Raw genomic sequence first — 24,905 nt, 5'->3', positions numbered from 1 at the left:
CTAGGTCTACGCCAAAACTCCAGTGTTGACAAGGGAAGGAACGGAGCTGCGCTTCTTGCAAATATACCCCCTAGGGGTATAGTAAGCGTAAGGGAGGGGTATGACGCATAACGATACAGATCACGATAAGCACCGGGTGGCACACGAGCATGCCGAGCACGGTGAACACGCGGGCCACGACCACTCGTCGCACGTCGCACAGTTTCGACGGCTGTTCTGGGTGATGCTCGTGCTGTCGCTCCCGACAGCATTCTTCAGTGCGATGTTCGCCAGCATCCTCGGTTATGCTCGCCCCGATTTTCCCGGCGTCGACTGGATTTCGCCCGTTCTGGGAACGATCATCTTCCTCTGGGGCGGCAAACCATTCTTGACGGGTGCCGTGTCAGAACTGCGGGCCAGACGGCCGGGCATGATGCTGCTCATCGACATGGCCATCGTGGTGGGGTTCGTGGCCTCACTCGGCGCGAGCGTCGGCGTCTTTGACCATCAGCTCGACTTCTGGTGGGAGCTGGCTCTGCTGATCGTGATCATGCTGCTTGGGCACTGGATCGAGATGCGCTCGCTGGCACAGACATCGTCTGCGCTCGACTCTCTCGCTGCGCTGCTGCCCGACGAAGCCGAGCGCCTTGTGGGGGACAGCGTCGAAATCGTGTCGCCCGATGAACTCGCCGTCGACGACCTCGTCATCGTGCGCCCCGGAGCGCGCGTGCCCGCAGACGGCATGATCGAAGAAGGCACTGCCGACGTCGACGAGTCGATGGTGACCGGAGAATCCGTTCCCATCAGTCGCGCGCCAGGCGACCGTGTTGTCGCCGGGACGGTAGCGACGGACACGGCGCTGCGCGTTCGCGTCACGGCGATCGGCGACGACACGGCGCTCGCCGGCATCTGGAAACTCGTGAGCGATGCGCAGAACTCCACATCTCGCGCTCAGCGTCTCGCCGATAAGGCCGCGGCCCTTCTGTTCTGGTTCGCGCTCTCTGCCGCCGTCATCACCGCACTCGTGTGGGTGCTGATCGGGCAGCCGGACGCCGCGGTGATCCGCACGGTCACCGTGCTCGTGATTGCGTGTCCGCACGCGCTTGGGCTGGCGATTCCGCTCGTCGTCTCGATTGCAACCGAGCGCGCCGCGCGCGGTGGTGTTCTGGTGCGAGACAGGCTCGCCCTCGAGTCCATGCGCACCGTCGACGCCGTCGTCTTCGACAAGACGGGAACACTCACGCGTGGTGAGCCTGCGCTGAGCGACGTTTCGCCGGTCGAGGGCGTTTCGGCTGACGACCTGCTCGCACTCGCGGCTGCCGCGGAATCCGACAGTGAGCATCCGCTTGCTCGCGCGATCGTGCGCGAAGCGGAGCTGCGCGGCGTCGCGGTGCGTCGCGCCGAGGACTTCCGCTCCGAGCCCGCGCTCGGAGTGACCGCATCTGTGGACGGCATGGAGATCCGCGTTGGCGGGCCCGCAATGCTGCGCGACGCTGGGGTCGAGCCGCTCACGGCCGTCGGCCCGTGGTCGGACGAAGGGGCGATCGTGCTCCACGTGGTGCGCGACGGGCAGGTCATCGGTGCGCTGAAGCTCGCCGACGACGTGCGTGAGGAGTCGGAGATTGCCATAAAGAAACTGCACTTTCGAGACATTCGCGTCGTCATGATGACGGGAGATGCACAGGCGGTGGCGGATGCTGTCGCGAATCAGCTCGGCATCGACGAGGTGCACGCGGGCGTGCTGCCCGAAAACAAGGCGTCGACCATCGCCGAGCTGCAGAAGCAGGGGCGCTGTGTCGCGATGGTCGGCGACGGCGTCAACGATGCGCCGGCCCTTGCCCAGGCAGACGTCGGCCTCGCCATCGGCGCGGGCACCGACGTGGCGATCGGGTCGGCCGGCGTCATTCTCGCCAGCGACGACCCGCGCTCGGTATTGTCCGTCATCGACCTCTCGCACGCGACGTATCGCAAGATGACGCAGAACCTCTGGTGGGCCGCCGGTTACAACCTGATCTCAGTTCCGCTCGCGGCGGGCGTGCTCGCGCCCATCGGCTTCGTGCTGCCGGTAGCCGTCGGTGCGCTGCTGATGTCGGCATCCACTGTTGTCGTCGCTCTCAACGCTCAACTGCTGCGCCGCTTGGATCTGTCGCCCGAATCACGCTGATCGCCGGGACTTATTCGTCGAGGGTCAGGGCGATCTTGCCGCGCACGTGGCCGGTGAGAAGGTGCTCGTACGCAGCGCGCACCTGTTCGAGCGGGTAGGTAGCCTCGACCGGCAGATCCACGGTGCCCTCGGCGACAAGCTCGGCAATTGCGCGCAGCTCATCGTGCGTGCTCTCGGCACGGGCATAGTCGCTGAAGCCGTGCTCGGCGGCAAAGGGGCGGTCGGCGATTGTGTTGACGCGGGTCGCGGCGACACCGAGTTCGATCGCGGCTTCGAGCGTCTCGCGGCCGGCATGATCGAGCACGACGTCGACGCCCTGTGGTGCGGCAGCACGCACGCGGTCCGTGAGGCCGTCGCCGTGAGTCACGGGGACGATTCCTCGTGCGCGAAGCAGCGCGTGATTGCGCTCACTCGCGGTACCGATCACCGTAGCTCCGCGCAAACGGCACAACTGCGCTGTGAGATAGCCGACGCCGCCCGCTGCTGCGCTCACGAGAACTGTGTCGTCGCGGGTGACGTCCATCTCGCGCACCATCGCCATGGCCGTACGCCCCGCGATATCCAGGCACGCGGCCTGAGTGACGCTCAGACCACCGGGGACCAGCGTCAAAGCATCTGCGGTGACCGTGACGTAGTCCGCCTGCGCACGCATGCGCGCCCCGCCAAAGACCAGGTCGCCAACCGCGAAGCCGAAGGCCCGGCGCCCCATGCTCTCGATGCGCCCCGCAAAATCATTGCCACTGCCCGCGGGAAGCGTGACGCCGTGGCGTTCGGCGTTCGCCGGATCCGCGACGATCTTGGCGTCGACAGGATTGAGCCCGGCTGCCTGAACGCGCACCAGAAACTCACGCTCGCCTGGCTCAGGAACCGCCTGATCAACGACCTCGAAGTTCTCGATGCCGCCGAATCCTGTGATGTGAACGCGCCGTGCCATGATGCTCCTCTCGCCTTCATTCACCCTCTCATGCTGAGAGACGGCGTGCAGGTTTCAGCGCGCCCGCCAGCAGCACGACCAGGGCACCGGAAATCGGCACGATCAGCAGCCCGGTGCGCAGACCGGCCGTCTCTGAGACCAGGCCGACGAGTGGTGGGCCGAGGAGGAAACCGAGGCGCAGAAGCCACGACACGATGGTGAGGCCGCTTCCCGGACGGAGCCCGGGCAGAGAATCAGCCTCGTGCATGGCCGCGGGAATGAGCGTTGCTACACCGAGGCCCGCCGCTGCGAAACCCGCGATCGTTCCCGGCACCGAGGGGAATGCGAGCGCGCTGCCCATCCCCACCACGACAACGACTCCACCCGCTCGAGCGACGGCGCGTTCGCCGAATCGATCGACGAGGCCGTCACCGATGAGACGCCCGACGAACTGAGCTCCGACCAGAGCGATGAAGCCGGTCGCGGCGAGGGCTCCTGGAGCATCGAGGCTGTCGCGCAGATACAGCGTCGCCCAGGAGTTTCCACCATCTTCGATGAAGGCCCCGGCCATGCCGATGAGCACGAACGCGGCGAGCAGCAGCGCGATGCGCCGCGGCTTCAGACGCGAAGTGGCATCAGCGTCGACCGTGGCGTGCGCGTCTGTGTCAGCATCCGGTCCTGGCAAACAGAGCGTGAGTGCGGCGATCGCCACCGCAGAGAAGGCCGCAGCCGAGATCGAGAGGTGGATGCTGACCGGCAGCTGCAGCGCGATGGCCGCAGCCGACATGGAGCCACCGAGCACCGCGCCGATCGACCACAACGCGTGAAATGAGTTGATGATCGAACGCCCGTAGCGGCGCTGCACCCGCAGACCATGGGCGTTCTGCGCGACGTCTGTGATGGAGTCCATCGCTCCTGCGGTGAACAGACTGGCGGCGAACAGCGCACTGACGGGAGCGAACGCTGCTCCCAGAAGTCCGAGGCTCGTCAGTATCGTGCCCGCCGTTTCGAGCCGAGCGGATCCGAATCGGCGAATGAGACCGGCAGCGGTGAGCCCAGCGACGATCGCGCCCGTCGGGAAGGCGGCTAGGGCAAGGCCGTACAGCGCATTGTCCATGCCGAGTTCCGCTTTGATCTCGGGGTATCGAGGCAGGATGTTGGCGAGCAGCGCCCCGTTTGTGAGGAACAGCAGCCCGACGGCGAGTCGTGCGCGGCGGGCCGCGCGGCTCACCTCGGTGCGCGGAGGCGTACGCGTCATGCGGCTCATCGGTGTTGTGCTCCAATTGATGCTTGTGGCGCGGGTTGCGTGAGATCGGGCAGAGCGACGAGGGGATGCCGAATCAGCGCTTGCGCTTTGAGCGCCCCGGGAGCATCTCTTTGACCATGTAGAAGCCCAGCAGCACGACGCCGGCAATCTGGAAGACGAGGGCGACGGTCGCGAACTGCCTGTTTGCCAGCACGATCACGATTCCGATGACGAGGAGAACCGCGCCGATGAGGGGAACAATGTAGGGGCGCACGTGTCAAGTCTAGGTTGGCCCACTGCAGCCGTGAGACACGTGTCACCTACCGTGGAACATGTGAGATTGGGAAAACTGGGAACGGGAGAGAGAAATGGGCGAGGAGAGCCGTTCTGATCGCGAGACATCTCCTTCTGAGAATGACGGTCAGCGCGTCGACGCTCTCGTCGTCGGGAGCGGATTCGGTGGGGCCGTGGCAGCAGCTCGCCTGGCGCAGGCCGGATTTTCTGTCACTGTGCTCGAACGAGGGCGACGATGGCGTGCCGGCGAATTCCCCCGCTCGCCTCAGCTTCACAACGACTGGCTCTGGAATTCGGACCACGGCCTCTACGACGTGCGATGGCTGGATTCGATGCTGTCGCTGCAGGCGGCCGGATGGGGCGGTGGCTCGCTCGTCTACGCCAATGTTTTCGCGCGACCCGCACCGAATCTGTTCGATGAGCGGTGGCCGCTCGGCGAGCGGCGCGCGGACCTCGACCCTTATTACGACTTGGCGGGGACAATGCTTGAGGTCTCGCCTGTCAGCGTGGATCCGAAAACGGGCCAGTTCCCACCTCGCACCGCGATTCTTGAGAACCTGGGGCAGCGACTGAGCATCGCCCCCGCGACGATTCGTCCAAACCTTGCCGTTCACTTCGGATCCCCGAACCTCTGGAGCCCCAACACCCACACGGTGCATCAGAGAGGCTGCTCGTTCGTCGGGGAGTGCATTCTCGGCTGCAATCAAGGCGCAAAGAACTCTCTCGACTACAACTATCTCGCCGTGGCAGAACAGAACGGTGCGCGAGCAATCACGGATTCTGAAGTCGTGCGAATCGAACCGGATGACGATGGCTGGGCGATCTGGTCGCGCGAGGAGGGCGGTGCGAGACGTGTGCGCAGAACCGCTTCACGAGTCTTCCTCGCAGCCGGTTCTGTGGCGACGACCGAACTGCTTCTGCGTTCTCGTGATGTCGACACGACGCTTCCCGACCTTTCGCCAACGCTCGGTCAGGGCTTCTCCGGAAATGGGGACTTCATAGCGCTCAGCAATGTCCGACAGGGGTCGGGGGATTTGACGACGGGTCCGACCATCACGACGACGACGGTCCTTGACGTCTGGGAGAGATCCGAACCGGTTTGGTTTCAGGTGCAAGACGGGGCGGTACCTCCAGTGCTCGCTGCCCTTCTGGATCGAAAGCTCCCTCTACCACGTGTTCGCGCCTGGTGGCGGTCACGACGACGTCGGGACGCGCGCCGCACAATGGCGTTGCTCTCGATGGGGCGAGACGCAGGAACGGGACAGCTGGAACTCGACAAGCAGGGCGAGGCTCGTCTGCGATGGCTCAATCGCTGGCAGGCACGGCTTTACCACGCAGAAGGGCGAGTCGGCCCCGCCGTCGCGCGGATCATCGGCTCACCAGTGCGCTCCCCTATCTCCTGGTCACTCTTCAGGCGCCCCGTCACTGTGCATCCGCTCGGCGGCGTTCCGACGGGTAGCGATCGCGATACGGCAGTTGTCGGGCCCGATCGTCAGGTGCATGGGTACCCGGGACTCTACGTGATGGACGGGTCTGTGATTCCGGCTGCCACCGGCGCGAATCCGTCCGCCACGATTCTCGCCAGTGCAGAGCGGGCGATGGAGGGAATCATTCGCGATGTCACGGGAGATCACTCCTGGAGGGCTCCCGAGTGGGCGCGTGTTCGTCGCGTGCCCGTTCCCGAAGACGAGGCATACAGCTGGATGGCTGCCCGTCGGCGCCAGACCGCAGGCGACGGCATCTTTCTCGACGAGACGATGCACGAGCGTTCGGCACGCGCGGCGCAGGCAGGACGGCTACAGGTGCGGCTGGAGATTCCGAGCCTCGACAGCTTCAAAGCTGATCCTCTGCATCGTCTGCCGGTGTCGGGAACGCTCGCGCTGGCAGAGGTGCCGGGCACTCATTCGGTCACGGGCCACCTGAACATGTTTCCCCAGCACGTCGACCACCTGATGAAATACAATCTCGAATTCACTGACGCACACGGTCAAGCGTGGTCGGCAATCGGAATCAAACGTCAGCGCGGCCGTGGCCCGATAGCGCGCTACCGCGGTCTCACCACGGTGGACATCACGGCATGGCGGGTGAACGACCCGAGCACAGTTCTCTCAACCGTGTTCGTTCTGCATCCTCGCAATGTGCTCGCCAATGGGCGTTCGATGAGGGCGACAGGATTCACTGCTGCACGGCGTGTGAAGGCGTTCCTCGTCTTCTCGAAGTTCTTCGTCAGGGGCGTTTTCGGATTGTGACACAGGGCCGTGATTGGATAGAAGCATGGATGCTGTGAACGACTACATTGCCGATTTTGCCCGCTTCATCACCGCATCGCCCTCGTCGTATCACGCCGCAGCCGAGGTGGCACGGCGTCTTGACACGGCAGGATTCCAGCGACTCGATGAAGAAGCAGCGTGGGACGAAACGTCCGGCGGACGCTACATTGTGCGCGACGGCGCCGTGATCGCCTGGCTGCAGCCTGCAGCATCCGCCCCGTCCACACCATTCCGCATTCTCGGCGCGCACACCGACTCGCCCGCGTTCAAGCTCAAACCGTCACCGACGACGGGACACCTGGGCTGGCTGCAGGCTGGCGTCGAGGTGTACGGCGGACCGCTGCTGAACTCGTGGCTCGACCGCGAGCTCGAACTGGCTGGTCGGCTCGCACTGCGCGACGGCACCGAGACCGTCGTGCGCACGGGGCCATTCCTGCGCATTCCGCAGCTCGCCATTCACCTGGAACGCGGCGCCAACGAGGGGTTGACGCTCGATAGGCAGCGCCACGTGCAGCCGGTATGGGGAATAGGCAACGCGAGAGAGGCAGACCTGCTCGCCCATATTGCCGCGTTCGCCGGCGTCGATCGTGACGATATCGCCGGCTACGACCTGCTGACCGCCGACACCCACGTGCCGGAGCGCTTCGGGCTCGACGGCGCATTCTTCGCCGCCGGGCGCATGGATAACCTCACGTCTGTTTACGCCGGGCTCGTTGCCCTGCTCGAGGCACATCGCTCAGGCGCCGATGCCGACCACATTTCGGTGCTCGCAGCCTTCGACCATGAGGAGCTCGGCTCTCAATCACGTTCGGGTGCGAGCGGCCCGATCCTTGACGATGTGCTGACACGCATTGGCGAGGGTCTCGGCGCGACGCGGTCGCAGCAGAAGCAAGCGTATGCAGCATCCTGGTGTCTCTCGGCAGATGCCGGGCACGCTGTGCATCCGAACTATTCAGAGAAGCACGATGCGGCGAATCAGCCGTTCGCGGGCGAGGGTGTGCTGCTCAAGATCAACGCCAACCAGAGATATGCGACGGATGCTGCCGGTGCGGCGCTCGTCGCGCGACTCTCGGCATCGGTCGCCGCCCCGTATCAGGAGTTCGTGTCGAATAACACGGTGCCGTGTGGGTCGACGATCGGACCGCTCACGGCGACGCGCCTGGGCATCCGCACTGTTGATGTGGGCGTGCCGCTGTTATCGATGCACTCCGCCCGCGAGATGGTGCACGTCGACGACGCTGCCGCTCTCGCCGGACTCTCCACAGCGTTCTTCGCCGGCGCGTGATTCTCGCGTGCACCCATTCGGATACTTTGGTCCGCCACCGGCGTGTCCCCTCCGTCCCCTCGGCGTGTCGCGGATGATCTCCGAATCTCTGCACGCCGGACACCTTCGGCCGTTCGCGGCGGGGTAGCATCGCGGCGTGCCTTCTTACCGCATCACGCTGTCTCCCGGGACTTTGCGCGCAGGCGTCACGCCCGGGAGCGTGATCCCGACGATGACGGATGCCGCAGCGGAGCTCGTCACCGTCGAGGCCAGCGACGTGCAGGTGGTGCGCGGCACCCCGCGCATCGTGGTGCGCTACACGTGCGACGACGACGAGCTCGCCGAGCAGGTCGCCGCGCACGCGGCATCCGTCGCCTCTACCGTCGTCGAGGTACGCGGCTGGTTTGTCACGCGACGTGACGGGGGACGGTGGAAGCCCGTGGCCTGATCGCCGGCACGGCTCAGTGCTGGTGCCGGCCCGCATCGGCAGAGTCGTCATCGTCGCCCGGCGTCTCATCGACGACCCAGCGCGACGGTACATTTGCACCGGGCTCCATCACGAGAAACTGCCCCATCATGCCGGCATCCTCGTGGCGCAGCAGGTGGCAGTGGAACATGTACGGGTTGTCTCCGTCTGCGTAGTCAGTGAATTCCATGATGATGCGATATTGCACGTCAGGCTCGAGGTAGATGGTGTCTTTCCACCCGGCCAGCTCAGGCGACGGTGGCATGCCGTCGACGCTCAGCACCTGAAACTGCACGTCGTGCACGTGGAAATTGTGCGGCGCGGGCATCTCGTTGAGAACATTCCAGATCTCCGTCGTGTTGACGGTGGCGACGGCGTCGATGCGATCCATCTTCATTTGCTTGTCGTTGATGTTGTGTCCGTTGAGCGTGAACGAGCGCTCGCCGACGGCATCCGCTGGATCAAGAGGCTCAATGGTCGTCAGCGTTTCGGGAATCTCGCCGACATGGTCGAGTTCGGATGCTGCGCGAAGCTGCAACACATCGAAGCGATCATCGTGGCCCGCCGACCCGGTGATCGGTTGAAAACTCTCCCCGAGGTTCGGCGGATTGCTGCGCAGCGTCACCGTCTCGCCGGGCTCAAGTTTCACCAGAATCTCTGCGCGCTCCGCTGGAGAAAGCCGAATGTGATCGAGCTGCGCAGGCTTCTCGAGCAGACCGCCGCCGCTGGCGATCATGGCGAACTCGCGGTCGTCGTCAAATGCGAAGTCGTAGACGCGTGCGGGGGAGGCGTTGAGTATGCGCAGCCGCACGACGTTCGTGGTGGCCTCGAAGTACGGTCCGATCGTGCCGTTGACGAGCAGCGTATCGCCGAGCGTTCCGACGAAGTCCTGTGTCTTCTGAAATTCGCCTTCGTCAGAGAAGCGGGCGTCTTGAATGACGACGGGCACGTCATCGACACCGTAATCGCGCGGCAGCGGCAATGCCGCTTCGACGTCGTCTTCGATCTGCAGCATTCCGGCGAGGCCGAGGCCGACCTGCCGTTCGGTCTCTTCATGCGGGTGCGGGTGGTACCAGAGCGTTGCCGCCGGCTGGTCGATCGTCCACTCTGGGCACCACTGCTGGCCCGGCTCAACGGGCTGATGCGGGCCACCGTCTGCAGCAGCGGGTAGGTGCATTCCGTGCCAGTGCAGCGTGGTCACTTCCGACAGCTCGTTCGTCAGGCACGGGGCAAAGTGTTCATCGCGGTGCACCTTAATTGTCGGGCCGAGATAGGAGCCGTTGTACCCCAGTGTCGGCGTCTCGGTTCCATCGACGAACGGTGTCGACCCGGACCTCGCGGTGAGGTCGACGTGTACTGTGCCGTCGGCGTCTACCGTGCGCTCGGCAAGCGGCGGGATCGCAAGCGGCGTCTCGAAGTCAACCGCGCCGACGGTATCGACGGCCGGTGAGCTGGGGGCGCAGGCGGTGATGCCGATCGTGAGCCCCAGGCCGCCAATAACAAGAATGGATGCTGTCGCGAGCACAGCGCGCGGTCGGCGGAGGCGGTGAGTGCTGGTGTGGGAACGGCGTGACCGCGCGCCGCGGAAGGCAGGAGTGTGACGCATGAATCCAGCCTCGCGACGCGGCGGTGCCGCGGCATCCGGGCCTCACCCCATTTGCGGCGGGGGCTCGCCCTGACCCGACCCTGATAGGGCACGCACAGTGAGATGCTGAAGAGTGTCGTGACAGTGGGGGCCACGAGCGACAGTTTCTGGCATCTCACTTTTACGGCAGTCGTCACGACTGACGAAAGCGGCGAATGGCAACTCCCGGGTGGGAACGCCATTCGCCGCAGACGAATAGGGGTAGCGCCGTTACGCCGGAATGTCTCCCGGGCCTGGGAGATCGGCGAATGCATCGATCTGGCTATCGCCTGGCACGTTGGCGCCATTGCCGATGCGCGCGTTGGCACCGATGCGTGAGTGGCCGCCAACGCGCGCGCCGTGACCGACGTGTGCGTTTTGGCCGACGTGCACGTTCGCGCCGACGACAGCGGCTGCGCCGATCGTTGCGTCGCGGTCGATCCACGCGGTTGCACCGATCCATGCACCGCGGCCGACGATTGCGCCGGGCTCGACGTAGGCGGTTCGTTCAATGTGGGCGGTCGGGTCGACCGTTGCTCCCGAAGCAACCAGTCCGCGGCCAAGGGGGTGGCGGCGATAGCGGGTGATTGTTCCGGTGTCGGTCTCGACGACCTCAGCGGGTGTGCTCAATCAAACTCCTTGGGAATATGGCTCATAGGAGATAACAATGCATACAGATGAAAGATTCCTGCGTAAGACTTGGGCGGCGTCTGATTGCGTGGCAACCAAGGGGCGGGACGTGGCACGTCGTCGGATCTGCAGCATCTCCTCGAAAACCCTAACAAATGCCGGGTGAAAGGCAAAAACGACTGATTGTTGTCAGTCGGCACAATTTACCGCGTGAGCATGTCTTTCACCATCGGAATGACGGTCTGGCCGTACAGCTCGATCGACTCAGTGAGCTGCTCGTGCGGCATCGGCCCGTTCGAGTACTTGAGATCGAAGCGATCGAGGCCAAGTGTCTGCACAGTCGAGGCGATGCGCTGAGCGACGGTCTCGGGTGAGCCGACGTAGAGCGAGCCGCTGTCTGCCTCGCGCAGAAAGTCATCGTAGCTCGTGGGCGGCCAGCCGCGTTCGGCGCCGATGCGGTCGCGGTTGACCTTGAAGTGCGGAAACAGCTGCTCGCGCGCAAGGTCGTCTGTTGCAGCGATGTGGCCGGGAGAGTGGGCGCCAAGCGGCATCCGGTCTCGCCCGATCTCGTCTTGTGCACGGTGGTAGAGGTCAACATAGGGGGCGAACCGTGCGGGGTCGCCGCCGATAATGGCGAGCATCATCGGGATGCCGTACTTCACCGATCGGATGACGGATTCGGGGCTGCCGCCAACGCCGATCCAGGCGGGGAGGCGCCCAGCGGCGGTCTTGGGGTAGACGTTTGCCCCGTGCAGCGGTGCGCGGTGCGTGCCTTGCCAGTGGACGGGCTTCTCGTCGAGCAGCTTCGAGAAGAGGTCGAGCTTTTCGTTGAAGAGCGTCTCGTACTGGTCGAGGTCGTAGCCGAACAGGGGGAACGACTCGGTGAAGCTGCCTCGGCCGAGCGTGATCTCGGCGCGCCCGTTGCTCACGGCATCCAATGTGGCAAATCTTTCGTACACACGCACGGGGTCGTCGCTCGAGAGTACGGTGACCGCTGTGCCGAGGTGGATGTTGCTGGTCTGAGCCGCGATAGCGGCAAGCACTATATCGGGCGAACTGATGGCGTAGTCGTCGCGGTGGTGTTCGCCCAGACCGATGGCATCGATGCCGACCTGATCGGCAAGCACCGCTTGTGAGACCACATCGCGGATGACCTGGTGGGCGGGCGTGCGCTCACCTGAATTGTCGACGGTCACGTCGCCAAACGTGTCGAGGCCGAACTTTGTGTCGCTCATGGTGTCCTCACGGTAGTGGGCGGCTGGGCGCTTGTCGCCTTGTCTATGCATTTGCATAGATGACAACGAGTGGTGAGCGTGAACTATTCCGTGCGCGTGCCACAGGGCACATCGGTAGAAGCACGCGCTTCGCAATGAATGTGCGGCGCGGGGTAGAGGATGCCCTTGTGCGGTGGCAGGCTAGGGGTCAGCAGCCGAGTGTGATCACGAAGGAGTGACAATGACCGACTTTGCGACATCAGCCGATGGCACACGCATCGCGTACGACCGCTACGGGTCAGGGCAGCCTGTGATTCTCATTGCTGGGGCGATGCAAGAGCGCAGCGGTGATGCGACAACGGCACGCATGGCTGAGCTTCTTGCCGAACGTGGCTTCGCCGTATACATCTATGACCGGCGCGGACGCGGTCAGAGCGGACCAGTCAAGGTCGCGGATGCCGGCAGTGAACTGCAGCGGGAGGTTGACGATCTCGCGGCGCTCATCGACGTGGCCGGCGCAGAAGCGTCTGTCTTTGGAAACTCATCCGGTGGGGCGATCGCGCTGTGGGCGGCCAACGCCGGTCTGCCGATAACGCGCCTCGCCGTGTGGGAAGTGCCGTTCGCCGTCGCCGACGAGGGGCAGGCCGCCCAGTTCGTCGACGAGCTTCGCGGCCGAGTCGCCGCCGGAGACGGCGAGAGCACCGTTGAACATTTCATGAAGGACATGCCGCGTGCCTGGCTCGAGGGAGCCAAATCGAGTGACGCGTGGCCATCGATGGTGGCGCTGGCGCCGTCGCTCGTTGCCGACGCGGCATCCCTTGCGATTCATGATCTGCCACGCGGTGAGAGGTGGTCGAACGTGACGCAGCCGACTCTGGCAATGGTGGGGACCGAGACGCTTCCGATCTTTCCACCGGCCGCAGAGATGCTCGTGAGCGACCTCGCGAATGCACGCATGCGTACCGTTGTCGCCTCGTACCACCAATGGGAAGCTGACGTGATGGCGGGGGTACTTGCCGAGGAGTTCGGCCAGTAGGCCGACAGCCTCAAGGCTGCGGGTTAAGCGCGTCGTATGTTGCGAAGCGCGGGTTCATACGCACCAGAAGCCACACGACGATGATGATCACGATGCCGCCAAACAGCGGTGGCACCCAGAGCGCCGTCAGCGCTGTGAGCGAGCCTGCGAGAAGGTCGCCCACGCGGGGACCACCTGTGACGACAACGGTGAAGATGCCCTGGATGCGCCCGCGCATGGCATCGGGAGCCGACGCCTGAAGTAGAGTCATCCGGAAGATGGAGCTCACGTTGTCGGCACCGCCCGCCACAACCATGCAGAGCGTCGCGACGATGAGGGCGGGCCAGTTGACCACTGATTCGCTCGCGACCCCGCCCGAGAGTGCCGCGACGAGAAGCACAACGCCGAATGCCAGCGTCGCCGCGCCGAAGACCGCTATCGAATTGCGAATCGCGATGCCCTGATGTCGGAGGGCTCCGAGCCTGCCGGAGAAGACGCTTGTAATGAACGCGCCGACGGCGACACCCGCAGTCAGTACGCCGACCGTGATCGCGCCGCCGCCGAGCAGCAGCATCCCGACGGCGGGAAAGAGTACGCGGGGCTGCCCGAACGTCATTGCCACGAGGTCCACGATGAACGACATGCGGATGTTCGGAGCCGTCTTCAGAAAGCGCAGCCCTTCGAGAACAGATGCGAATCCGGCCGAACGTACGTCGCCGTGGGGCTCGAGCCGGGGCAGCGAGGCAATACCGGCAAAGGCAAACGCGAAGAGCACGACGTCTGTCGTGAACGTCCATTGCACGCCGACTGTGGCGACGAGCACGCCAGCGAGAGCCGGGCCGACAGTGACCATGACGCCCGCGCTGATTCCAGAGAGAGCGGATGCTGCCGGAAGCAGCTCAATCGGCAGTAGACGAGGAAGGATCGCCTGACGCGTCGTGCCGAGAACTGTCGCGGCAACCGTGTTGATCGTCATGACGAGGTAGAACGGCCAGGCCTGGTCGACATGGGTCCATGCGAGCAACGCGAGCGTCACGGTAGAGCACCACGCGACGATCGCCGTGACCAGAGCAAGGGTGCGACGGTCGAACGCGTCGGCGAGCATTCCGCCGTAGAGCCCGAACACAAGCATGGGAACGAGCGCGAACAGCGCAACGAGCGAGACGGCGAATGTCGACTGTGTGAGGTCGTAGATGTGCAGCCCGACAGCGACGATGGTCATCTGTGTGCCGATTCCTGCAATGGCGTTGCCGCCCCACAGCCGTGCAAAAGCCGGGCTGTGTTTGAGCGGAGTCAGGTCGGCGAAGATCCCGGTTCGCGGTGGGTCGCTTGGCGGCTCAGACTCGTGTGTCTCGGTCACTGCAATCTCACATGGCGAAACTATCATGTGCTCCAGAACTGCCCAGCCGAGGCGGATAAGATAGAAATCAAGGTTCAAGACGAGCCTGCGGACGAGGGCGCAGTACCCGCACAGCGACAAGACTGACCACGGAAGGTGAATTGTCGTGGCATGGGTGGTCCTGATTCTCTCGGGCGCACTTGAGGCCGTGTGGGCCAGTGCGCTATCAGCATCGAACGGGCTCAAGAAACTCTGGCCCAGCGTTGTCTTCGTCGTGTCCATGTGCGTGAGCATGGCCGGTCTCGCTTACGCGATGGCGTTCATCCCGACGGGAACCGCGTATGCGGTTTGGGTGGGAATGGGTGCCGTGCTCACCACTGTGTGGGCGATCGCTACACGCAAGGAGCGCGCAACTGTCGCACGTGTACTGCTGCTCGCCGGTCTCGTAGCCTGCGTTGTCGGAATCAAGGTGGTGAGCTGATGCGGTACTGGATTGTTCTGCTCGCAAGCTCCGTGCTTGAGGCCGTGTGGGCGACAGCTCTCGGAGATTCCAACGGTCTGTCACGCCTTGCGCCATCGATCGTGTTTGTGCTCGCTCTCACCGCGAGCATGCTCGGTCTCGGCTACGCGATGAAAGGGCTGCCCGTGAGCGTCGCCTATGCGGTGTGGACCGGAATCGGAGCCGCGCTCACCGTGACCTGGGCGATGGCAACCGATGTCGAGCCCGCGTCGATTCTGAAGGTGGTGTTCCTTGCAGGGATTGTCGCCTGCGTTGTCGGCCTCGCGCTCGTGACTCCCGCGAAGTCGAAACGTGTGCCAGAGAATTTCGGCGAAGAGGATGCCGCTCAGCCGTAGCGCCGCGCCAGATAGTCGGCATACGTCTGCGTTCCGTACCGAGGGCCGGGAACCATGTTCTTACGCTCACGCAGAGCGCGCACGATCGCGCCGGGCAGACGTATCGAGACGATGCGCTTCGTCGAGTGCGCGGCGGCCTTCCACTGACGCGCCATCTGCTCGGCGCTGAGCTTCTCGGGCCCGCCGATATCGGCAACGCGTCCCGCCGGCTCAGCGGCCGCCAACTCCGCAAGGCGAACGGCCACGTCGTCGACGGCGATCGGCTGCGCGCCGAAGCGCGGTACGAAGACCCACGGCAGCCGCTTCTGGTACGCGAAGATCATTGTCAGAAGGTCGTGAAACTGCGTGGCTCGCAGAATCGTGTGTGGAACAGGCGACGCCTCAAGCAGCCGTTCGACATCGAGCTTCGCCCGATAGTAGGGGAGGGGGATGCTCTCGATGCCGACAATTGACATGTAGATGATGTGCGTCACACCGGAGTGTTCCGCCTCATCGAGCAGTCGCTCGGCGGCATCCACGTCCTTCGCATTTGCCGATGTCGCGAGGTGGACAACTGTGTCGACGCCGCTCAGCGCGTCGCCGAGACCTGCGCCCGTGAGCAGATCGCCCGTCACCTGCTCTGGCCCGGATTGGCGGCTCAGAACCCGCACGGAATGCCCGCCTTTGCGCAGTGCGTTCACCGTGGGAACGCCGAGGGTTCCCGTGCCTCCAGTCACCAGAATTTCGCTCATCTCACCATTGTCTCGAAGAGCAGCGATTCCGGCTAGAGGTGTGGGGCTGACAAATGCGGTACAGGGGGCTATATTGGTCGGCGGCTTGAAAACGGGAGGTGTGCAATGCGGCTTTGTGAGATGCAGCATCCATTCCGCGTTCATTCCGACAAAGCCCGGTCGACCCGACCGGCACCCGCACAGCGCGGGCCCCACGAAAGGGAGCACAGAAGTGAGTGCATCGTCCGTCGTTCTGCGACGTGGTGATTATCTTGACTGCCTGACAGAACTTGATGTCGTAGCCTCCGGGCGCGGCGTTCTGACCCGCGAGTTTGAGGAGTTCGTTCTGCACCGTGAAGGTGAGGACGCCGCGAGGGCGCTGATTGTCGGCGTCGACTTGTCTGGGTGTGACCGAGTGCGCGAGGTGAAGCGTTCGCTGCGCCGCATCGAGCAGCAGATCGACAGCTCGTGCGCGCTCCTCGAGGGAGACGCCCACGTCTATGTTGTGATCAAGGGCGGCGCCGCGCGCTCGTCTCGGGTGCTTCCGATCTACGAGACGCTCGCCGAGAAACTGCACATGCTGGCCGGTAGCTCACACGGCATCGAGATCAGCTCGACGGTGATCGACTGCACCGATTGCGAAGACAAGTCACTTCTTGCCAAGCGCATCATGGGCGACGTGACGTCGAAGACGGCAGACGATGGCGCACCAGCGGCTGCGCTCATGTGGCGCGAGCTGGCGGACTCGTCGATCTGCGAGGCATCGCACAGCGACTACCTCTAGAGCGTCGATGCCGTTCGCACTATCGTGACGAGCATGAAAGCGTACACAGCAGCGCACGTGCGGGAGGCCGAGCGGCCGCTGCTCGAGGCTGGCGTTCCGCTCATGCAGCGTGCCGCGGCGGCGCTCGCCGACGAGATCGTCGCTGTCGCGCGTGAACGGCGGGTCGGGTCGGATGCCGCAGCACACCGAGTGCTTCTCGTGGTCGGTTCCGGCAACAACGGTGGCGACGCGCTCTTCGCCGGAGCAACGGTCGCCGAGCATGGCCTCGTCGTCGACATCGTGCGCACCTCCGAGCGCGTGCACGAGGCAGGCTTCGTTGCAGCGGTCGAAGCTGGAGCACGACTGGTCGATGCAGCGAGCATCGACGCAAACGACTACGACGTAATCGTCGACGCCATCCTCGGCACCGGCGCAAACGGCAGCGCCCTGCGCAGCTCGGCGCGAGAGACCGTCGAACGGATGCTGTCGCAATTCGGCGAGCCGCGGCATCCGGTCATCGTCGCGTGCGACCTGCCCAGCGGCATCCATCCGGACACCGGCGAGGTCGCCGATCCCTGCGTGCTGCCCGCCGACCTGACAGTCACATTCGGGGCGGCAAAGGTCGGGATGCTGCGTGAACCAGCGGCACACTACGTCGGGCGTCTCGTCATCGCCGATATCGGGCTTGGCAGCCGACTGGAGCGGATTGCCGACGTTCGGTGAGGCACATCGCCGTCGCGGACGTCGTCCCATAGTGTGACCCTCATGAGACGTCAACGTCACGCGTCGGCGGCTGAGAGCGAATTGCCCCGCCTGCGTTCCATCGTTCTTGCCCGCCCGTTGCGCACTGGATTTCTCACAACGGTCGGCGTGCTGCTCGCCGTTGCACTCGGGCTTGCCGTGTCGAACCTTTCCACAGTGTTCATCTACCTGCTGTTCGCGGTCTTTCTGGCTCTGGCAATTGAGCCCGCCGTGAAATGGTGCTCCCGCCGCGGCATCTCACGGCCGTGGGCGATCGTCATCGTGTTTGTGGGCGTCTTCATCGTTCTCGGCGCGATTCTCGGCTTCGCCATTCCGATTCTTGTCGGTCAGATCGCTTTGTTTGCCACATCGGTGCCTACCCTCATCGACGACTTCTCCAGCTCAGGCCTCTTTCATACTCTCGAGGGCATATTCGGGCCGGGCCTCGAGGGTCTGCTCGGTGACCTTCAGACGTTCGTCGCCGACCCAGCGAACATCGCCGCCATCGGCGGCGGCGCGCTCAAGGTCGGTGTCTCCGTCGCCACCGGCATCTCCGGGGCAATCATTGTGCTGGTGCTGACGCTCTACTTCGTAGCGTCGCTACCGACCATCAAATCGTCGATGTATCAGCTAGCGCCCGCTCGCAACCGACCGCGGCTCGCTGACATGACCGAGCAGATCACCGACGCGATCGGCGGCTACACGGCGGGAATGGTGACGCTCGCATTCTTCAACGCGATCTTCACTGGCATCCTGTATTTCGTGCTCGGACTGCCGTTTCCCCCGCTGATGATGGCGGCTGCGTTCCTGCTGACGCTGATCCCGCTCGTGGGTTCTGTGCTGTTCTGGGCGATCGGATCGATTCTCGCCCTGTTCGCTGACCCGGTGGATGCGCTCATCTTCGCCGTGGCCTATCTCGTATACATGCAGCTCGAAGCATACGTGCTCACCCCGCGTGTGATGAACAGAGCCGTGTCGATCCCCGGGTCACTCGTTGTCATCGGCGCCCTCGTCGGCGGCACGCTGCTCGGGTTGCTCGGCGCGCTCATCGCAGTGCCCGTGACGGCATCCATTCTGCTCATCATCAAACAGATCTGGATTCCGCAGCAGGATGCGCGCGTCTAGCTCCGAGGTGCTCGCGGTGCTGCATGAGCATGAATCTCGGAGTACTTTTCAGAATGTGTCGATTGACGAGGCGGTCGATCGTCATTGGGGTGAGAGCGACAACGCGTCGCTCACGACCTGAGAAAAAGGAGACACACATGCGTTACGCGCTCATTCTGCACAATGAAGAGGTCAGGCGAGAAGACGTTCCTGCCGAGTCATGGGCCGATGCGGAGGCCGGCTTCGAACGTTTCGTTCGCGAGCTGACTGACGCCGGCGTGCTTGCTGACGCAGCCATTCTTCACCCGTCAACTGCCGCATCGATCGTGAAAGTGCGTGAGGGAAAGATGCGCGTGCAAGACGGCCCATTCGCCGACACCAAAGAGAAGCTCGCTGGCATATTCTCGATCGACGTTCCCGACATCGACGCAGCGATGGCGTGGGCAGAGAAATGTCCCGGAGCTGCCTACGGAACCATCGAGATTCGCCCCGCCCAGCTCGTCGTGAGCGAAGGCGTGTGGCAGCCAGCCGGGTGACACGTGAAAAACGATAACGCGCACGGTGCCGCCGAGACAGCTCGGCGCACCGTGCGCGAATCGTACGGTCGCCTCATCTCAGTTCTCGCCTCAGGAACCGGAAACATCCCCGCCGCTGAGGATGCCCTCTCTGATGCACTGGAGCGGGCACTGCGAGTGTGGCCCGAGACGGGGGTGCCGGGAAATCCGGCAGGCTGGCTCCTGACCGTTGCTCGCAACCGACTGCGAGACGGCTTTCGCTCCGCAGCAGTGCGCACATCTGTTCCTCTTGAAGAAATGGAACTGGCTACTCACCCTGCTGTCGCGCCCGAACCAGACTCAGAGGAAATCCCCGACCGCCGCCTTGAGCTTCTGTTCGCCTGTGCTCATCCGGCGATCGATCGCGCGGTGCGGGCGCCGTTGATGCTCCAGGTCGTCCTCGGCATCGACGCGGCGGATATCGCCCGAGCATTCGCCGTCCCCACGCCAACGCTCGCTCAGCGGCTGGTCAGGGCAAAAAGAAAGATCAAAGACGCGCGAATTCCGCTGGTCTTACCCGGACGCGGTGACATGCCCGACCGCCTGGATGCGGTATTAGAGGCGGTGTACGCGAGCTACGCGATCGACTGGCAGTTCGTCTCCGGTGAGACGCTCGCCATCTCGCTCTCGGGCGAAGCCTTGCATTTGGCCGTGCTGATTGCCACCCTGCTTCCCGACGAGCCCGAGGCCCTCGGCCTCGCAGCGGTTCTGTGCTTCTCGCTTTCTCGCCTTGACGCTCGCGTGGTAAACGATGTCTTCGTTCCGCTCGATGAGCAGGACACTCGCACGTGGGATGCCGACCTCATTCGGCGGGGTGAAGAGTACATCCATCGTGCCGCCGCTTTTCGGCGCATTGGGCGGTTTCAGCTCGAGGCTGCGATCGAGTCAGCCCACTGTGATCGCGCGCGAACGGGACGCGTCGATTCAGCGGCGCTGGCCACACTTCTCACGGCCCTTGTCGAGGTGGCGCCGACTATCGGTTCTCGGGTAGCGCTCGCCGCCGTTGTTGCAGACAAGGAGGGGCCGGCGAAGGCACTCGTGCGACTCGATGGAATTCAGGGTGCCGACCGATTCCAACCAGCGTGGGCGCTGCGCGCCCAGCTGCTCGAGCGTCTCGAACGAGCAATCGACGCTCGTGCCGCGTATGACAAAGCCATCTCTCTCACGACGGAGGCATCACTTCGCGCCTACCTTCGTCAACGCGCACGCGCGCTAGGCTGAACCGCACTATGGTGACGAGGCAGATGACGCATACCGACGGCGGACGCGAGCGGGCGATTTCTGAGCAGCTGCGCGAGGGCGAAGACGAATTTCGCGTCGACATTGAACGGATCAGGTTCTCACCGTACTTCTCCCGCCTCTCTGCTGTAACACAGGTGATCCCGCAGGCCGGATCGGGCACGGTGATTCACAATAGGCTCACGCACTCGCTGAAGGTGTCGGCGGTCGCCCGTTCCATCGCCATCGGGTTGCGGACGGCTGACGAAGCAACTCAGCAGCTCGTGCGCGACCTCGGCGGCTGCGATCCTGTTGTCGTGCAGGCGGCAGCTGCGGCCCACGATCTCGGCCACCCACCATTCGGCCATCTGGGCGAACAGGAGCTCGACCGCGTCGCGCGTGACACGCTCGGGCTGCCCGACGGCTTCGAAGGCAACGCGCAGACCTTTCGCATTCTGACGGCTCTTGACAGCTGTGATGCGACAGCACGCGGACTCAATCTCACTCGTGCAGTTCGTGCCGCGGTGCTGAAGTACCCGTGGACGCGCAGCGAGTGGCGGGCGATTCCCAGCAGGCCGCCCGAGCAGATGCCGCGCGGCGTCGGCACAGCACTCGCCATCGGGGCGCAGAAGTTCTCGGCGTACGACATCGAGGGTGACGAGATGCGTGACGTGCTGAAGGTTTTTCCAGCGATCGCGGGGCATCAGCAGACGCTCGAATGCTCAGTCATGGACATCGCCGACGACATCGCCTATGCCGTGCATGATCTTGACGATTTTTACCGCGCGGGAATTCTGCAGTACACAGCAGTGTCCGCGGAGTTGAGGGCGTGGCTTGAGGCGCGTGCAGCCCTTGCGGCATCCGACGATTCCGAACTCGACCCGCGAAGCCCTGGGCATGCTCTCGAACTCGCCTGGCGGCGAATTGAAGAGAAAGACCCGTGGATTGCGGATGCTGAGGCCTTCCGCGCCTCGGTGGAGCGTGTTGCGAATGACCTCGTCGACGGACTGCTTGCCGTCCCCTATGACGGCGGACTTGAGGCAGATCGTGCGGTGACCGGCTTCACCCGGCGCTGGATCGACAGGCTCAAATCATCGATCGCCGTCGAACGCACTCCGACAATCCGCAGCGGACATGTGCGGCTTGCCGACGAAGCGTGGCACGACGTGATCGTTCTCAAGTTCGTGCACTCCCGCTTCGTGCTCGATCGCTCAGATCTCGCGGTGTATCAGCGCGGGCAGACCCGCATCATCGCCTCGCTGGCCGAAGGTTTTCACGCCTGGCTGAACGACCCAGACGACGCGGGGCGAGCTCCACGGCGGCTACTCGACTCGGTGGAGGCCGCGACGAGCGAGTACAAGGCGCTGCGCGATGAGCGCCCCGAGCTGTTCGAGCACGGCGGGTCAGCCGAGGTTGCGCGGCTCGGACGCTCGCGCGCCATCGTCGACTACATCGCGTCGTTCACCGACGCGCAGGCCATGTCGGTGAACGCGCTCATTACGGGAACCTCCGACGGTCCGTGGGAAGCGGGCCGCGGACTGTAGTCTGCGACGTCAATACCAGCCGGTTGACTGGGAGTGGCCCCATGCCGAGCACGGTGACCCGTAGACGTCAGCGATGTACTTCAGCCCCCAGGTGATCTGTGTAGTGGCGTTGGTCTCCCAATCGGCGGCGACGCTGCTCATCTTGCTTCCCGGAAGCGCCTGTGGAATGCCGTAGGCGCCACTTGACGGGTTCGATGCCGTATACGACCAGCCGGATTCCTTGTTCCACAGTGAGACCAGGCAACTAAACTCGCCTTCGCCCCAACCATGCTCTTCGGATGCCATGGTCTTGGCAACGGCCTTTGCGCCTTCCGGTGTGTTGGCGGCTGCCCGCTTCTTCGCCTCTTCTGCCTCACGCTCTGCTTTCTCGGCAGCCCGCTTCTCGGCTTCTTCAGCCTTCTGCTTCTTGACGGCAGCGTCGTCTTCCGACACGGATGCCGTCTCGGCCTCGGTCTGCTTCACGAGGTTCAGAGTGAACGTCGGGGTGAGTGTGCGGTAGTCAGCCAGGCGGCCGACAAACGTCGAGAGGTCGTCGGTGTCGACAGCGTCGTCTGCGTCGTCGAGCACGGCGGTTGCGCTGTCGAGCGCCTCCTTCGCGCTCTGCTGAGCTGTCTGCTCGGCTCGCAGCTCATCGCTGGCCTGAGCGACGGATGCCGCGGACGCGACGAGGGGATCTTCGTCAACCGTCGGAGCGGCCCAGCTCGCCGCGATTCCTGTTCCGCTCACCGTGAGGGCGAGAGCCAGAGCCGCACCGGCTCCGACGCGGGCGCGCCGCTTGTTTCGCGCTCGGCGCATTCGCGCCAGGTGGTTGCGTCGGGGGAAGGGGGTCAGATCTGCGTCGTTATCGGCAGCTTCGAGTTCGGGGGATGTCATTCAGCCTCACGGGTGTCAGGTCAGGGTTCGGGTTTCGGGGTGCCAGGCCGCGAGGGCGCGCTTCCGGGCACGAAGGCCGAGCCTCGACCATGAATCTGAGTGCTTTCCTACCGCAACCTGGGTAAACAAGTCATGAGTCACCGCTGTGGGTGGCTCATGGCGCAGCGAGAACCGGCGACATGCGGATGCTGTGACCCGTCGCCTCGCCTGCCATGACGCCGATCGTCGGCCGGCGGCATCCTCTCGTCTACCCAAAGAGGGCTCGTTGTGCCTTCTGGCGCCTCAGAATCCACTGGGAATGGGCGTTTTCTGCTCTCGACAAATATGCATCCTACGGGCGGATACGTGGAGGAAAGCCCGTCCACCTCAGCTCCACAGGCAGATGTGACATGTCGTTGAACATGACGAGCGTTGCCGCATGCTCGGGGCGGAACTCGATGACCGTGAGGGCTGCATTGGCGCTGCTGATGCCGAACCAGCGAATGGGAGGGGTCTCAAGCGCGTGACGCAGCAGCCAGGCGATGGGGTAATCGTGGGTAATGAGCACCTCGTGAGTGTCGTCGCCCGCCGCGGGGGCGGCGGCGAACTTCTCAATGAGTGTGGTCGCGATCCGGTGACCTTCGGCGGCGTCGTCACGGCCGAAGCCGTCGAAGAATCCGCGCATTGTCGATGGCATCTCGTCGTTCGGTGGAACCCAGGGAACGTGGTCGATGAGTTCCTGTGCCTTGATGAGTGGAGCGGACGCAACGTGCCGGGCGATCGTCAGGGCGGTATCTGCCGCGCGTGGCAGGGGTGAGTGCCACACGGTGTTGATCGGCAGCCGTGCGAGGCGCTCTCCAAGCAGATTCGCCTGCCTTTGCCCGGCGCTTGTGAGCTCGCCGAAGGCGTCGGCGGCTCCGTGGCGGGCGATGTATAGGTGTCGAACGGCCATGTGATGCTCCTTGCGCTATGTCGGTCGTCGTTCGGTAACCGTGCCGAGATCACCGTCGATCGAGACGAGTGACCCATCGGTGAGCCGCGACGTCGCGTTGGTGACGCCAAGAACAGCGGGGATGCCGAGCTCGCGCGCCACGATCGCAGCGTGCGCGAGAGGCCCGCCGCGCTCGGTGACGACACCCCCGGCGACACGCAGCAGGGGAGTCCAGCTGGGGTCGGTGCTGGGGCAGATCAGAATGTCTCCACGTGCCACCCGCGAGAAGTCCTGTGGTCCGCGGACGATGCGTGCCACCCCAGATGCAGTGCCTGTGCTTGCGGCAGCTCCGGCCAATGCCGCCGTTGTTCTCTCGGCATGCTCCACTGGCGACGGCACAGCAGCGGTGACTGGTCGTGCCTGCAGAATCCAGGCTTTCTCGCCAGCCATTGCCCACTCGATGTCTTGCGCACCCCCGAGTAGAACGCCGATCTCAGACCCAAGACGCACGAGCGTCGACACCTGCTCGTCGTCGAGCGACGGAGACCCGCGCTGAGGCTCGTCAACGACGCGAGACGTGAGACCTCCCGTGCTCGCGTCAAGGCGCGACCTCTTGCTTCCGAGCCGTCGGTCGATCGTGCCGTCGTCGGTAACGCGAAAGCTATCTGGCGTGATGCGACCTTCGACGACGCTCGGGCCGAGGCCCCACGACGACTCGATGAGAGTGGCGCCACCTGGCGAGGGCGAGGTGAACATCACACCGGATGCATCAGCGTCAACCATCTCTTGCACGATGACCGCCATTGCGGAGTCATCGGACGCGCCGCCGAGCTCGGCCACCTGTCTGTACGCGACGGCGCGTGCGGAGCGCAGGGAATTCCAACACCGGCGAATCGCTGCAAGAAGCGCCTCAGCGCCGTCGATGCCGAGCATGCTCTCGTGGGCGCCCGCCGCCGACGCCCGAACCGTATCTTCGCCCGAGGCCGAGGACCGCACGGCAACAATGGGCCAGCCACGATCCGAGTAAGCGCCCTGGATCTCGTGGCGGAGCGCACGGGGGAATGATCCAGCAGCTGCGAGACGGTACGCGTCGAATGTGAGGACGAAGCCGTCGGGAACCGGTAGTCCGGCGCGAAGCATCGTGCCGAGCGCGGCAGCCTTCGCGCCGCTGGTCGCGACGTCTGCACAGCGCAGCTCCTGAAGCATTCATCACCT

Annotated in this window: 24 protein-coding genes and 1 riboswitch; of the genes, 13 read left to right on the top strand and 11 right to left on the bottom strand. The window is 64.3% G+C overall.

The window, feature by feature from the left end; translation table 11 throughout:
• Window positions 1-100: 100 nt before the first annotated feature.
• Window positions 101-2,143, top strand: a complete 2,043-nt coding sequence (locus HCR76_RS14075) for a heavy metal translocating P-type ATPase (RefSeq protein WP_166993268.1) — start codon at window positions 101-103, stop codon at window positions 2,141-2,143.
• A 10-nt stretch (window positions 2,144-2,153) separates the two neighbouring features.
• Here HCR76_RS14075 and HCR76_RS14070 read toward each other — a convergent pair whose 3' ends face one another.
• The 3 genes from HCR76_RS14070 to HCR76_RS14060 all read right to left on the bottom strand — a co-directional run bounded on the left by HCR76_RS14070 (window position 2,154) and on the right by HCR76_RS14060 (window position 4,576).
• The gene (locus HCR76_RS14070) at window positions 2,154-3,077 is read right to left on the bottom strand and encodes an NADP-dependent oxidoreductase (RefSeq protein WP_166993265.1); all 924 of its coding nucleotides are present in this window, start codon (window positions 3,075-3,077) and stop codon (window positions 2,154-2,156) included.
• A 28-nt stretch (window positions 3,078-3,105) separates the two neighbouring features.
• Window positions 3,106-4,314 (bottom strand): MFS transporter, encoded by a 1,209-nt coding sequence (locus HCR76_RS14065; protein WP_198248065.1) that lies wholly within the window; start codon window positions 4,312-4,314, stop codon window positions 3,106-3,108.
• Window positions 4,315-4,396: 82 nt separating this feature from the next.
• Window positions 4,397-4,576: a hypothetical protein gene (locus HCR76_RS14060; protein ID WP_166993259.1), complete on the bottom strand. Its 180-nt coding sequence runs from the start codon at window positions 4,574-4,576 to the stop codon at window positions 4,397-4,399.
• A gap of 94 nt (window positions 4,577-4,670) precedes the next feature.
• Between HCR76_RS14060 and HCR76_RS14055 the strand changes: the two genes are divergently transcribed.
• The 3 genes from HCR76_RS14055 (at window position 4,671) to HCR76_RS14045 (ending at window position 8,578) form a co-directional block, all read left to right on the top strand.
• Window positions 4,671-6,845 (top strand): GMC oxidoreductase, encoded by a 2,175-nt coding sequence (locus HCR76_RS14055; RefSeq protein ID WP_166993256.1) that lies wholly within the window; start codon window positions 4,671-4,673, stop codon window positions 6,843-6,845.
• Between the two features lie 25 nt (window positions 6,846-6,870).
• On the top strand, window positions 6,871-8,151 hold the full coding sequence (locus HCR76_RS14050; RefSeq protein WP_166993253.1) for a M18 family aminopeptidase: 1,281 nt from the start codon (window positions 6,871-6,873) through the stop codon (window positions 8,149-8,151).
• Window positions 8,152-8,287: 136 nt separating this feature from the next.
• Window positions 8,288-8,578: a hypothetical protein gene (locus tag HCR76_RS14045; RefSeq protein ID WP_166993251.1), complete on the top strand. Its 291-nt coding sequence runs from the start codon at window positions 8,288-8,290 to the stop codon at window positions 8,576-8,578.
• Window positions 8,579-8,591: 13 nt separating this feature from the next.
• Here HCR76_RS14045 and HCR76_RS14040 read toward each other — a convergent pair whose 3' ends face one another.
• The 3 genes from HCR76_RS14040 to HCR76_RS14030 all read right to left on the bottom strand — a co-directional run bounded on the left by HCR76_RS14040 (window position 8,592) and on the right by HCR76_RS14030 (window position 12,085).
• Window positions 8,592-10,202 carry a multicopper oxidase family protein gene (locus HCR76_RS14040; RefSeq protein ID WP_166993248.1) on the bottom strand — a complete coding sequence of 537 codons (1,611 nt, stop codon included), beginning with the start codon at window positions 10,200-10,202 and terminating at the stop codon, window positions 8,592-8,594.
• 249 nt (window positions 10,203-10,451) lie between these two features.
• Window positions 10,452-10,850 carry a transferase gene (locus HCR76_RS14035; protein WP_166993245.1) on the bottom strand — a complete coding sequence of 133 codons (399 nt, stop codon included), beginning with the start codon at window positions 10,848-10,850 and terminating at the stop codon, window positions 10,452-10,454.
• A gap of 203 nt (window positions 10,851-11,053) precedes the next feature.
• Window positions 11,054-12,085, bottom strand: coding sequence for an LLM class flavin-dependent oxidoreductase (locus tag HCR76_RS14030; protein ID WP_166993243.1), 1,032 nt, complete (start codon window positions 12,083-12,085; stop codon window positions 11,054-11,056).
• A 220-nt stretch (window positions 12,086-12,305) separates the two neighbouring features.
• Between HCR76_RS14030 and HCR76_RS14025 the strand changes: the two genes are divergently transcribed.
• Window positions 12,306-13,100 carry an alpha/beta fold hydrolase gene (locus tag HCR76_RS14025; RefSeq protein WP_166993240.1) on the top strand — a complete coding sequence of 265 codons (795 nt, stop codon included), beginning with the start codon at window positions 12,306-12,308 and terminating at the stop codon, window positions 13,098-13,100.
• A 10-nt stretch (window positions 13,101-13,110) separates the two neighbouring features.
• Here HCR76_RS14025 and HCR76_RS14020 read toward each other — a convergent pair whose 3' ends face one another.
• Window positions 13,111-14,439 carry an MFS transporter gene (locus HCR76_RS14020; RefSeq protein ID WP_235934612.1) on the bottom strand — a complete coding sequence of 443 codons (1,329 nt, stop codon included), beginning with the start codon at window positions 14,437-14,439 and terminating at the stop codon, window positions 13,111-13,113.
• Window positions 14,440-14,505: 66 nt separating this feature from the next.
• A riboswitch (guanidine-III (ykkC-III) riboswitch) is annotated at window positions 14,506-14,569 on the top strand.
• A gap of 15 nt (window positions 14,570-14,584) precedes the next feature.
• Between HCR76_RS14020 and HCR76_RS14015 the strand changes: the two genes are divergently transcribed.
• The gene (locus HCR76_RS14015) at window positions 14,585-14,899 is read left to right on the top strand and encodes a DMT family transporter (protein ID WP_166993235.1); all 315 of its coding nucleotides are present in this window, start codon (window positions 14,585-14,587) and stop codon (window positions 14,897-14,899) included.
• The gene (locus tag HCR76_RS14010; protein WP_166993233.1) at window positions 14,899-15,273 is read left to right on the top strand and encodes a DMT family transporter; all 375 of its coding nucleotides are present in this window, start codon (window positions 14,899-14,901) and stop codon (window positions 15,271-15,273) included. Before HCR76_RS14015 ends, HCR76_RS14010 begins: the two co-directional genes overlap by 1 nt.
• Here the strand turns inward: HCR76_RS14010 and HCR76_RS14005 are convergent.
• On the bottom strand, window positions 15,264-16,004 hold the full coding sequence (locus HCR76_RS14005; RefSeq protein WP_166993231.1) for an SDR family oxidoreductase: 741 nt from the start codon (window positions 16,002-16,004) through the stop codon (window positions 15,264-15,266). The two genes, HCR76_RS14010 and HCR76_RS14005, sit on opposite strands and share 10 nt — an antisense overlap.
• A 211-nt stretch (window positions 16,005-16,215) precedes the next feature.
• Here HCR76_RS14005 and HCR76_RS14000 point away from each other — a divergent pair, with 211 nt between their 5' ends.
• The 6 genes from HCR76_RS14000 (at window position 16,216) to HCR76_RS13975 (ending at window position 21,907) form a co-directional block, all read left to right on the top strand.
• On the top strand, window positions 16,216-16,767 hold the full coding sequence (locus HCR76_RS14000; RefSeq protein ID WP_166993229.1) for a hypothetical protein: 552 nt from the start codon (window positions 16,216-16,218) through the stop codon (window positions 16,765-16,767).
• A 33-nt stretch (window positions 16,768-16,800) separates the two neighbouring features.
• On the top strand, window positions 16,801-17,469 hold the full coding sequence (locus HCR76_RS13995) for an NAD(P)H-hydrate epimerase (protein WP_166993227.1): 669 nt from the start codon (window positions 16,801-16,803) through the stop codon (window positions 17,467-17,469).
• A 42-nt stretch (window positions 17,470-17,511) separates the two neighbouring features.
• Window positions 17,512-18,612 (top strand): AI-2E family transporter, encoded by a 1,101-nt coding sequence (locus HCR76_RS13990; protein ID WP_166993225.1) that lies wholly within the window; start codon window positions 17,512-17,514, stop codon window positions 18,610-18,612.
• 137 nt (window positions 18,613-18,749) lie between these two features.
• Window positions 18,750-19,127, top strand: a complete 378-nt coding sequence (locus tag HCR76_RS13985) for a YciI family protein (RefSeq protein WP_166993222.1) — start codon at window positions 18,750-18,752, stop codon at window positions 19,125-19,127.
• Window positions 19,128-19,130: 3 nt separating this feature from the next.
• A complete protein-coding gene (locus HCR76_RS13980) occupies window positions 19,131-20,366 on the top strand; it encodes an RNA polymerase sigma factor (RefSeq protein ID WP_166993219.1) in 1,236 nt (411 codons plus the stop codon).
• A 23-nt stretch (window positions 20,367-20,389) separates the two neighbouring features.
• Entirely contained in the window at window positions 20,390-21,907 is a 1,518-nt protein-coding gene (locus HCR76_RS13975; protein WP_235934614.1) for a deoxyguanosinetriphosphate triphosphohydrolase family protein, read from the top strand.
• A 9-nt stretch (window positions 21,908-21,916) separates the two neighbouring features.
• On the opposite strand, the gene HCR76_RS13970 is transcribed toward HCR76_RS13975, so the two are convergent.
• The 3 genes from HCR76_RS13970 to HCR76_RS13960 all read right to left on the bottom strand — a co-directional run bounded on the left by HCR76_RS13970 (window position 21,917) and on the right by HCR76_RS13960 (window position 24,896).
• Window positions 21,917-22,780, bottom strand: coding sequence for an aggregation-promoting factor C-terminal-like domain-containing protein (locus HCR76_RS13970; protein WP_235934616.1), 864 nt, complete (start codon window positions 22,778-22,780; stop codon window positions 21,917-21,919).
• Window positions 22,781-23,111: 331 nt separating this feature from the next.
• A complete protein-coding gene (locus HCR76_RS13965; protein ID WP_166993215.1) occupies window positions 23,112-23,711 on the bottom strand; it encodes a histidine phosphatase family protein in 600 nt (199 codons plus the stop codon).
• 15 nt (window positions 23,712-23,726) lie between these two features.
• Window positions 23,727-24,896: a PEP/pyruvate-binding domain-containing protein gene (locus HCR76_RS13960; RefSeq protein WP_166993212.1), complete on the bottom strand. Its 1,170-nt coding sequence runs from the start codon at window positions 24,894-24,896 to the stop codon at window positions 23,727-23,729.
• Between the last annotated feature and the right edge of the window lie 9 nt (window positions 24,897-24,905).

The sequence above is a fragment of the Paramicrobacterium chengjingii genome, assembly GCF_011751765.2.
In the GTDB taxonomy this organism is placed as follows: Bacteria; Actinomycetota; Actinomycetes; order Actinomycetales; family Microbacteriaceae; genus Paramicrobacterium; species Paramicrobacterium chengjingii.
Note: the sequence above shows the minus strand (reverse complement) of the source record. Positions and strands in the feature narration are given on the sequence as shown.

Excerpts from the sequence above, each read along its gene's own strand:
- HCR76_RS14075 (WP_166993268.1), top strand. The coding sequence starts at position 101 with ATGACGCATAACGATACAGATCACGATAAGCACCGGGTGGCACACGAG.
- HCR76_RS14010 (WP_166993233.1), top strand. The coding sequence starts at position 14,899 with ATGCGGTACTGGATTGTTCTGCTCGCAAGCTCCGTGCTTGAGGCCGTG.
- HCR76_RS13970 (WP_235934616.1), bottom strand. The coding sequence starts at position 22,780 with ATGACATCCCCCGAACTCGAAGCTGCCGATAACGACGCAGATCTGACC.
- HCR76_RS13965 (WP_166993215.1), bottom strand. The coding sequence starts at position 23,711 with ATGGCCGTTCGACACCTATACATCGCCCGCCACGGAGCCGCCGACGCC.
- HCR76_RS13960 (WP_166993212.1), bottom strand. The coding sequence starts at position 24,896 with ATGCTTCAGGAGCTGCGCTGTGCAGACGTCGCGACCAGCGGCGCGAAG.
- HCR76_RS14055 (WP_166993256.1), top strand. The coding sequence starts at position 4,671 with ATGGGCGAGGAGAGCCGTTCTGATCGCGAGACATCTCCTTCTGAGAAT.
- HCR76_RS14005 (WP_166993231.1), bottom strand. The coding sequence starts at position 16,004 with ATGAGCGAAATTCTGGTGACTGGAGGCACGGGAACCCTCGGCGTTCCC.
- HCR76_RS14030 (WP_166993243.1), bottom strand. The coding sequence starts at position 12,085 with ATGAGCGACACAAAGTTCGGCCTCGACACGTTTGGCGACGTGACCGTC.
- HCR76_RS13985 (WP_166993222.1), top strand. The coding sequence starts at position 18,750 with ATGCGTTACGCGCTCATTCTGCACAATGAAGAGGTCAGGCGAGAAGAC.
- HCR76_RS14025 (WP_166993240.1), top strand. The coding sequence starts at position 12,306 with ATGACCGACTTTGCGACATCAGCCGATGGCACACGCATCGCGTACGAC.
- HCR76_RS13995 (WP_166993227.1), top strand. The coding sequence starts at position 16,801 with ATGAAAGCGTACACAGCAGCGCACGTGCGGGAGGCCGAGCGGCCGCTG.
- HCR76_RS14050 (WP_166993253.1), top strand. The coding sequence starts at position 6,871 with ATGGATGCTGTGAACGACTACATTGCCGATTTTGCCCGCTTCATCACC.
- HCR76_RS13990 (WP_166993225.1), top strand. The coding sequence starts at position 17,512 with ATGAGACGTCAACGTCACGCGTCGGCGGCTGAGAGCGAATTGCCCCGC.
- HCR76_RS14070 (WP_166993265.1), bottom strand. The coding sequence starts at position 3,077 with ATGGCACGGCGCGTTCACATCACAGGATTCGGCGGCATCGAGAACTTC.
- HCR76_RS14040 (WP_166993248.1), bottom strand. The coding sequence starts at position 10,202 with ATGCGTCACACTCCTGCCTTCCGCGGCGCGCGGTCACGCCGTTCCCAC.
- HCR76_RS13975 (WP_235934614.1), top strand. The coding sequence starts at position 20,390 with ATGACGCATACCGACGGCGGACGCGAGCGGGCGATTTCTGAGCAGCTG.
- HCR76_RS14065 (WP_198248065.1), bottom strand. The coding sequence starts at position 4,314 with ATGACGCGTACGCCTCCGCGCACCGAGGTGAGCCGCGCGGCCCGCCGC.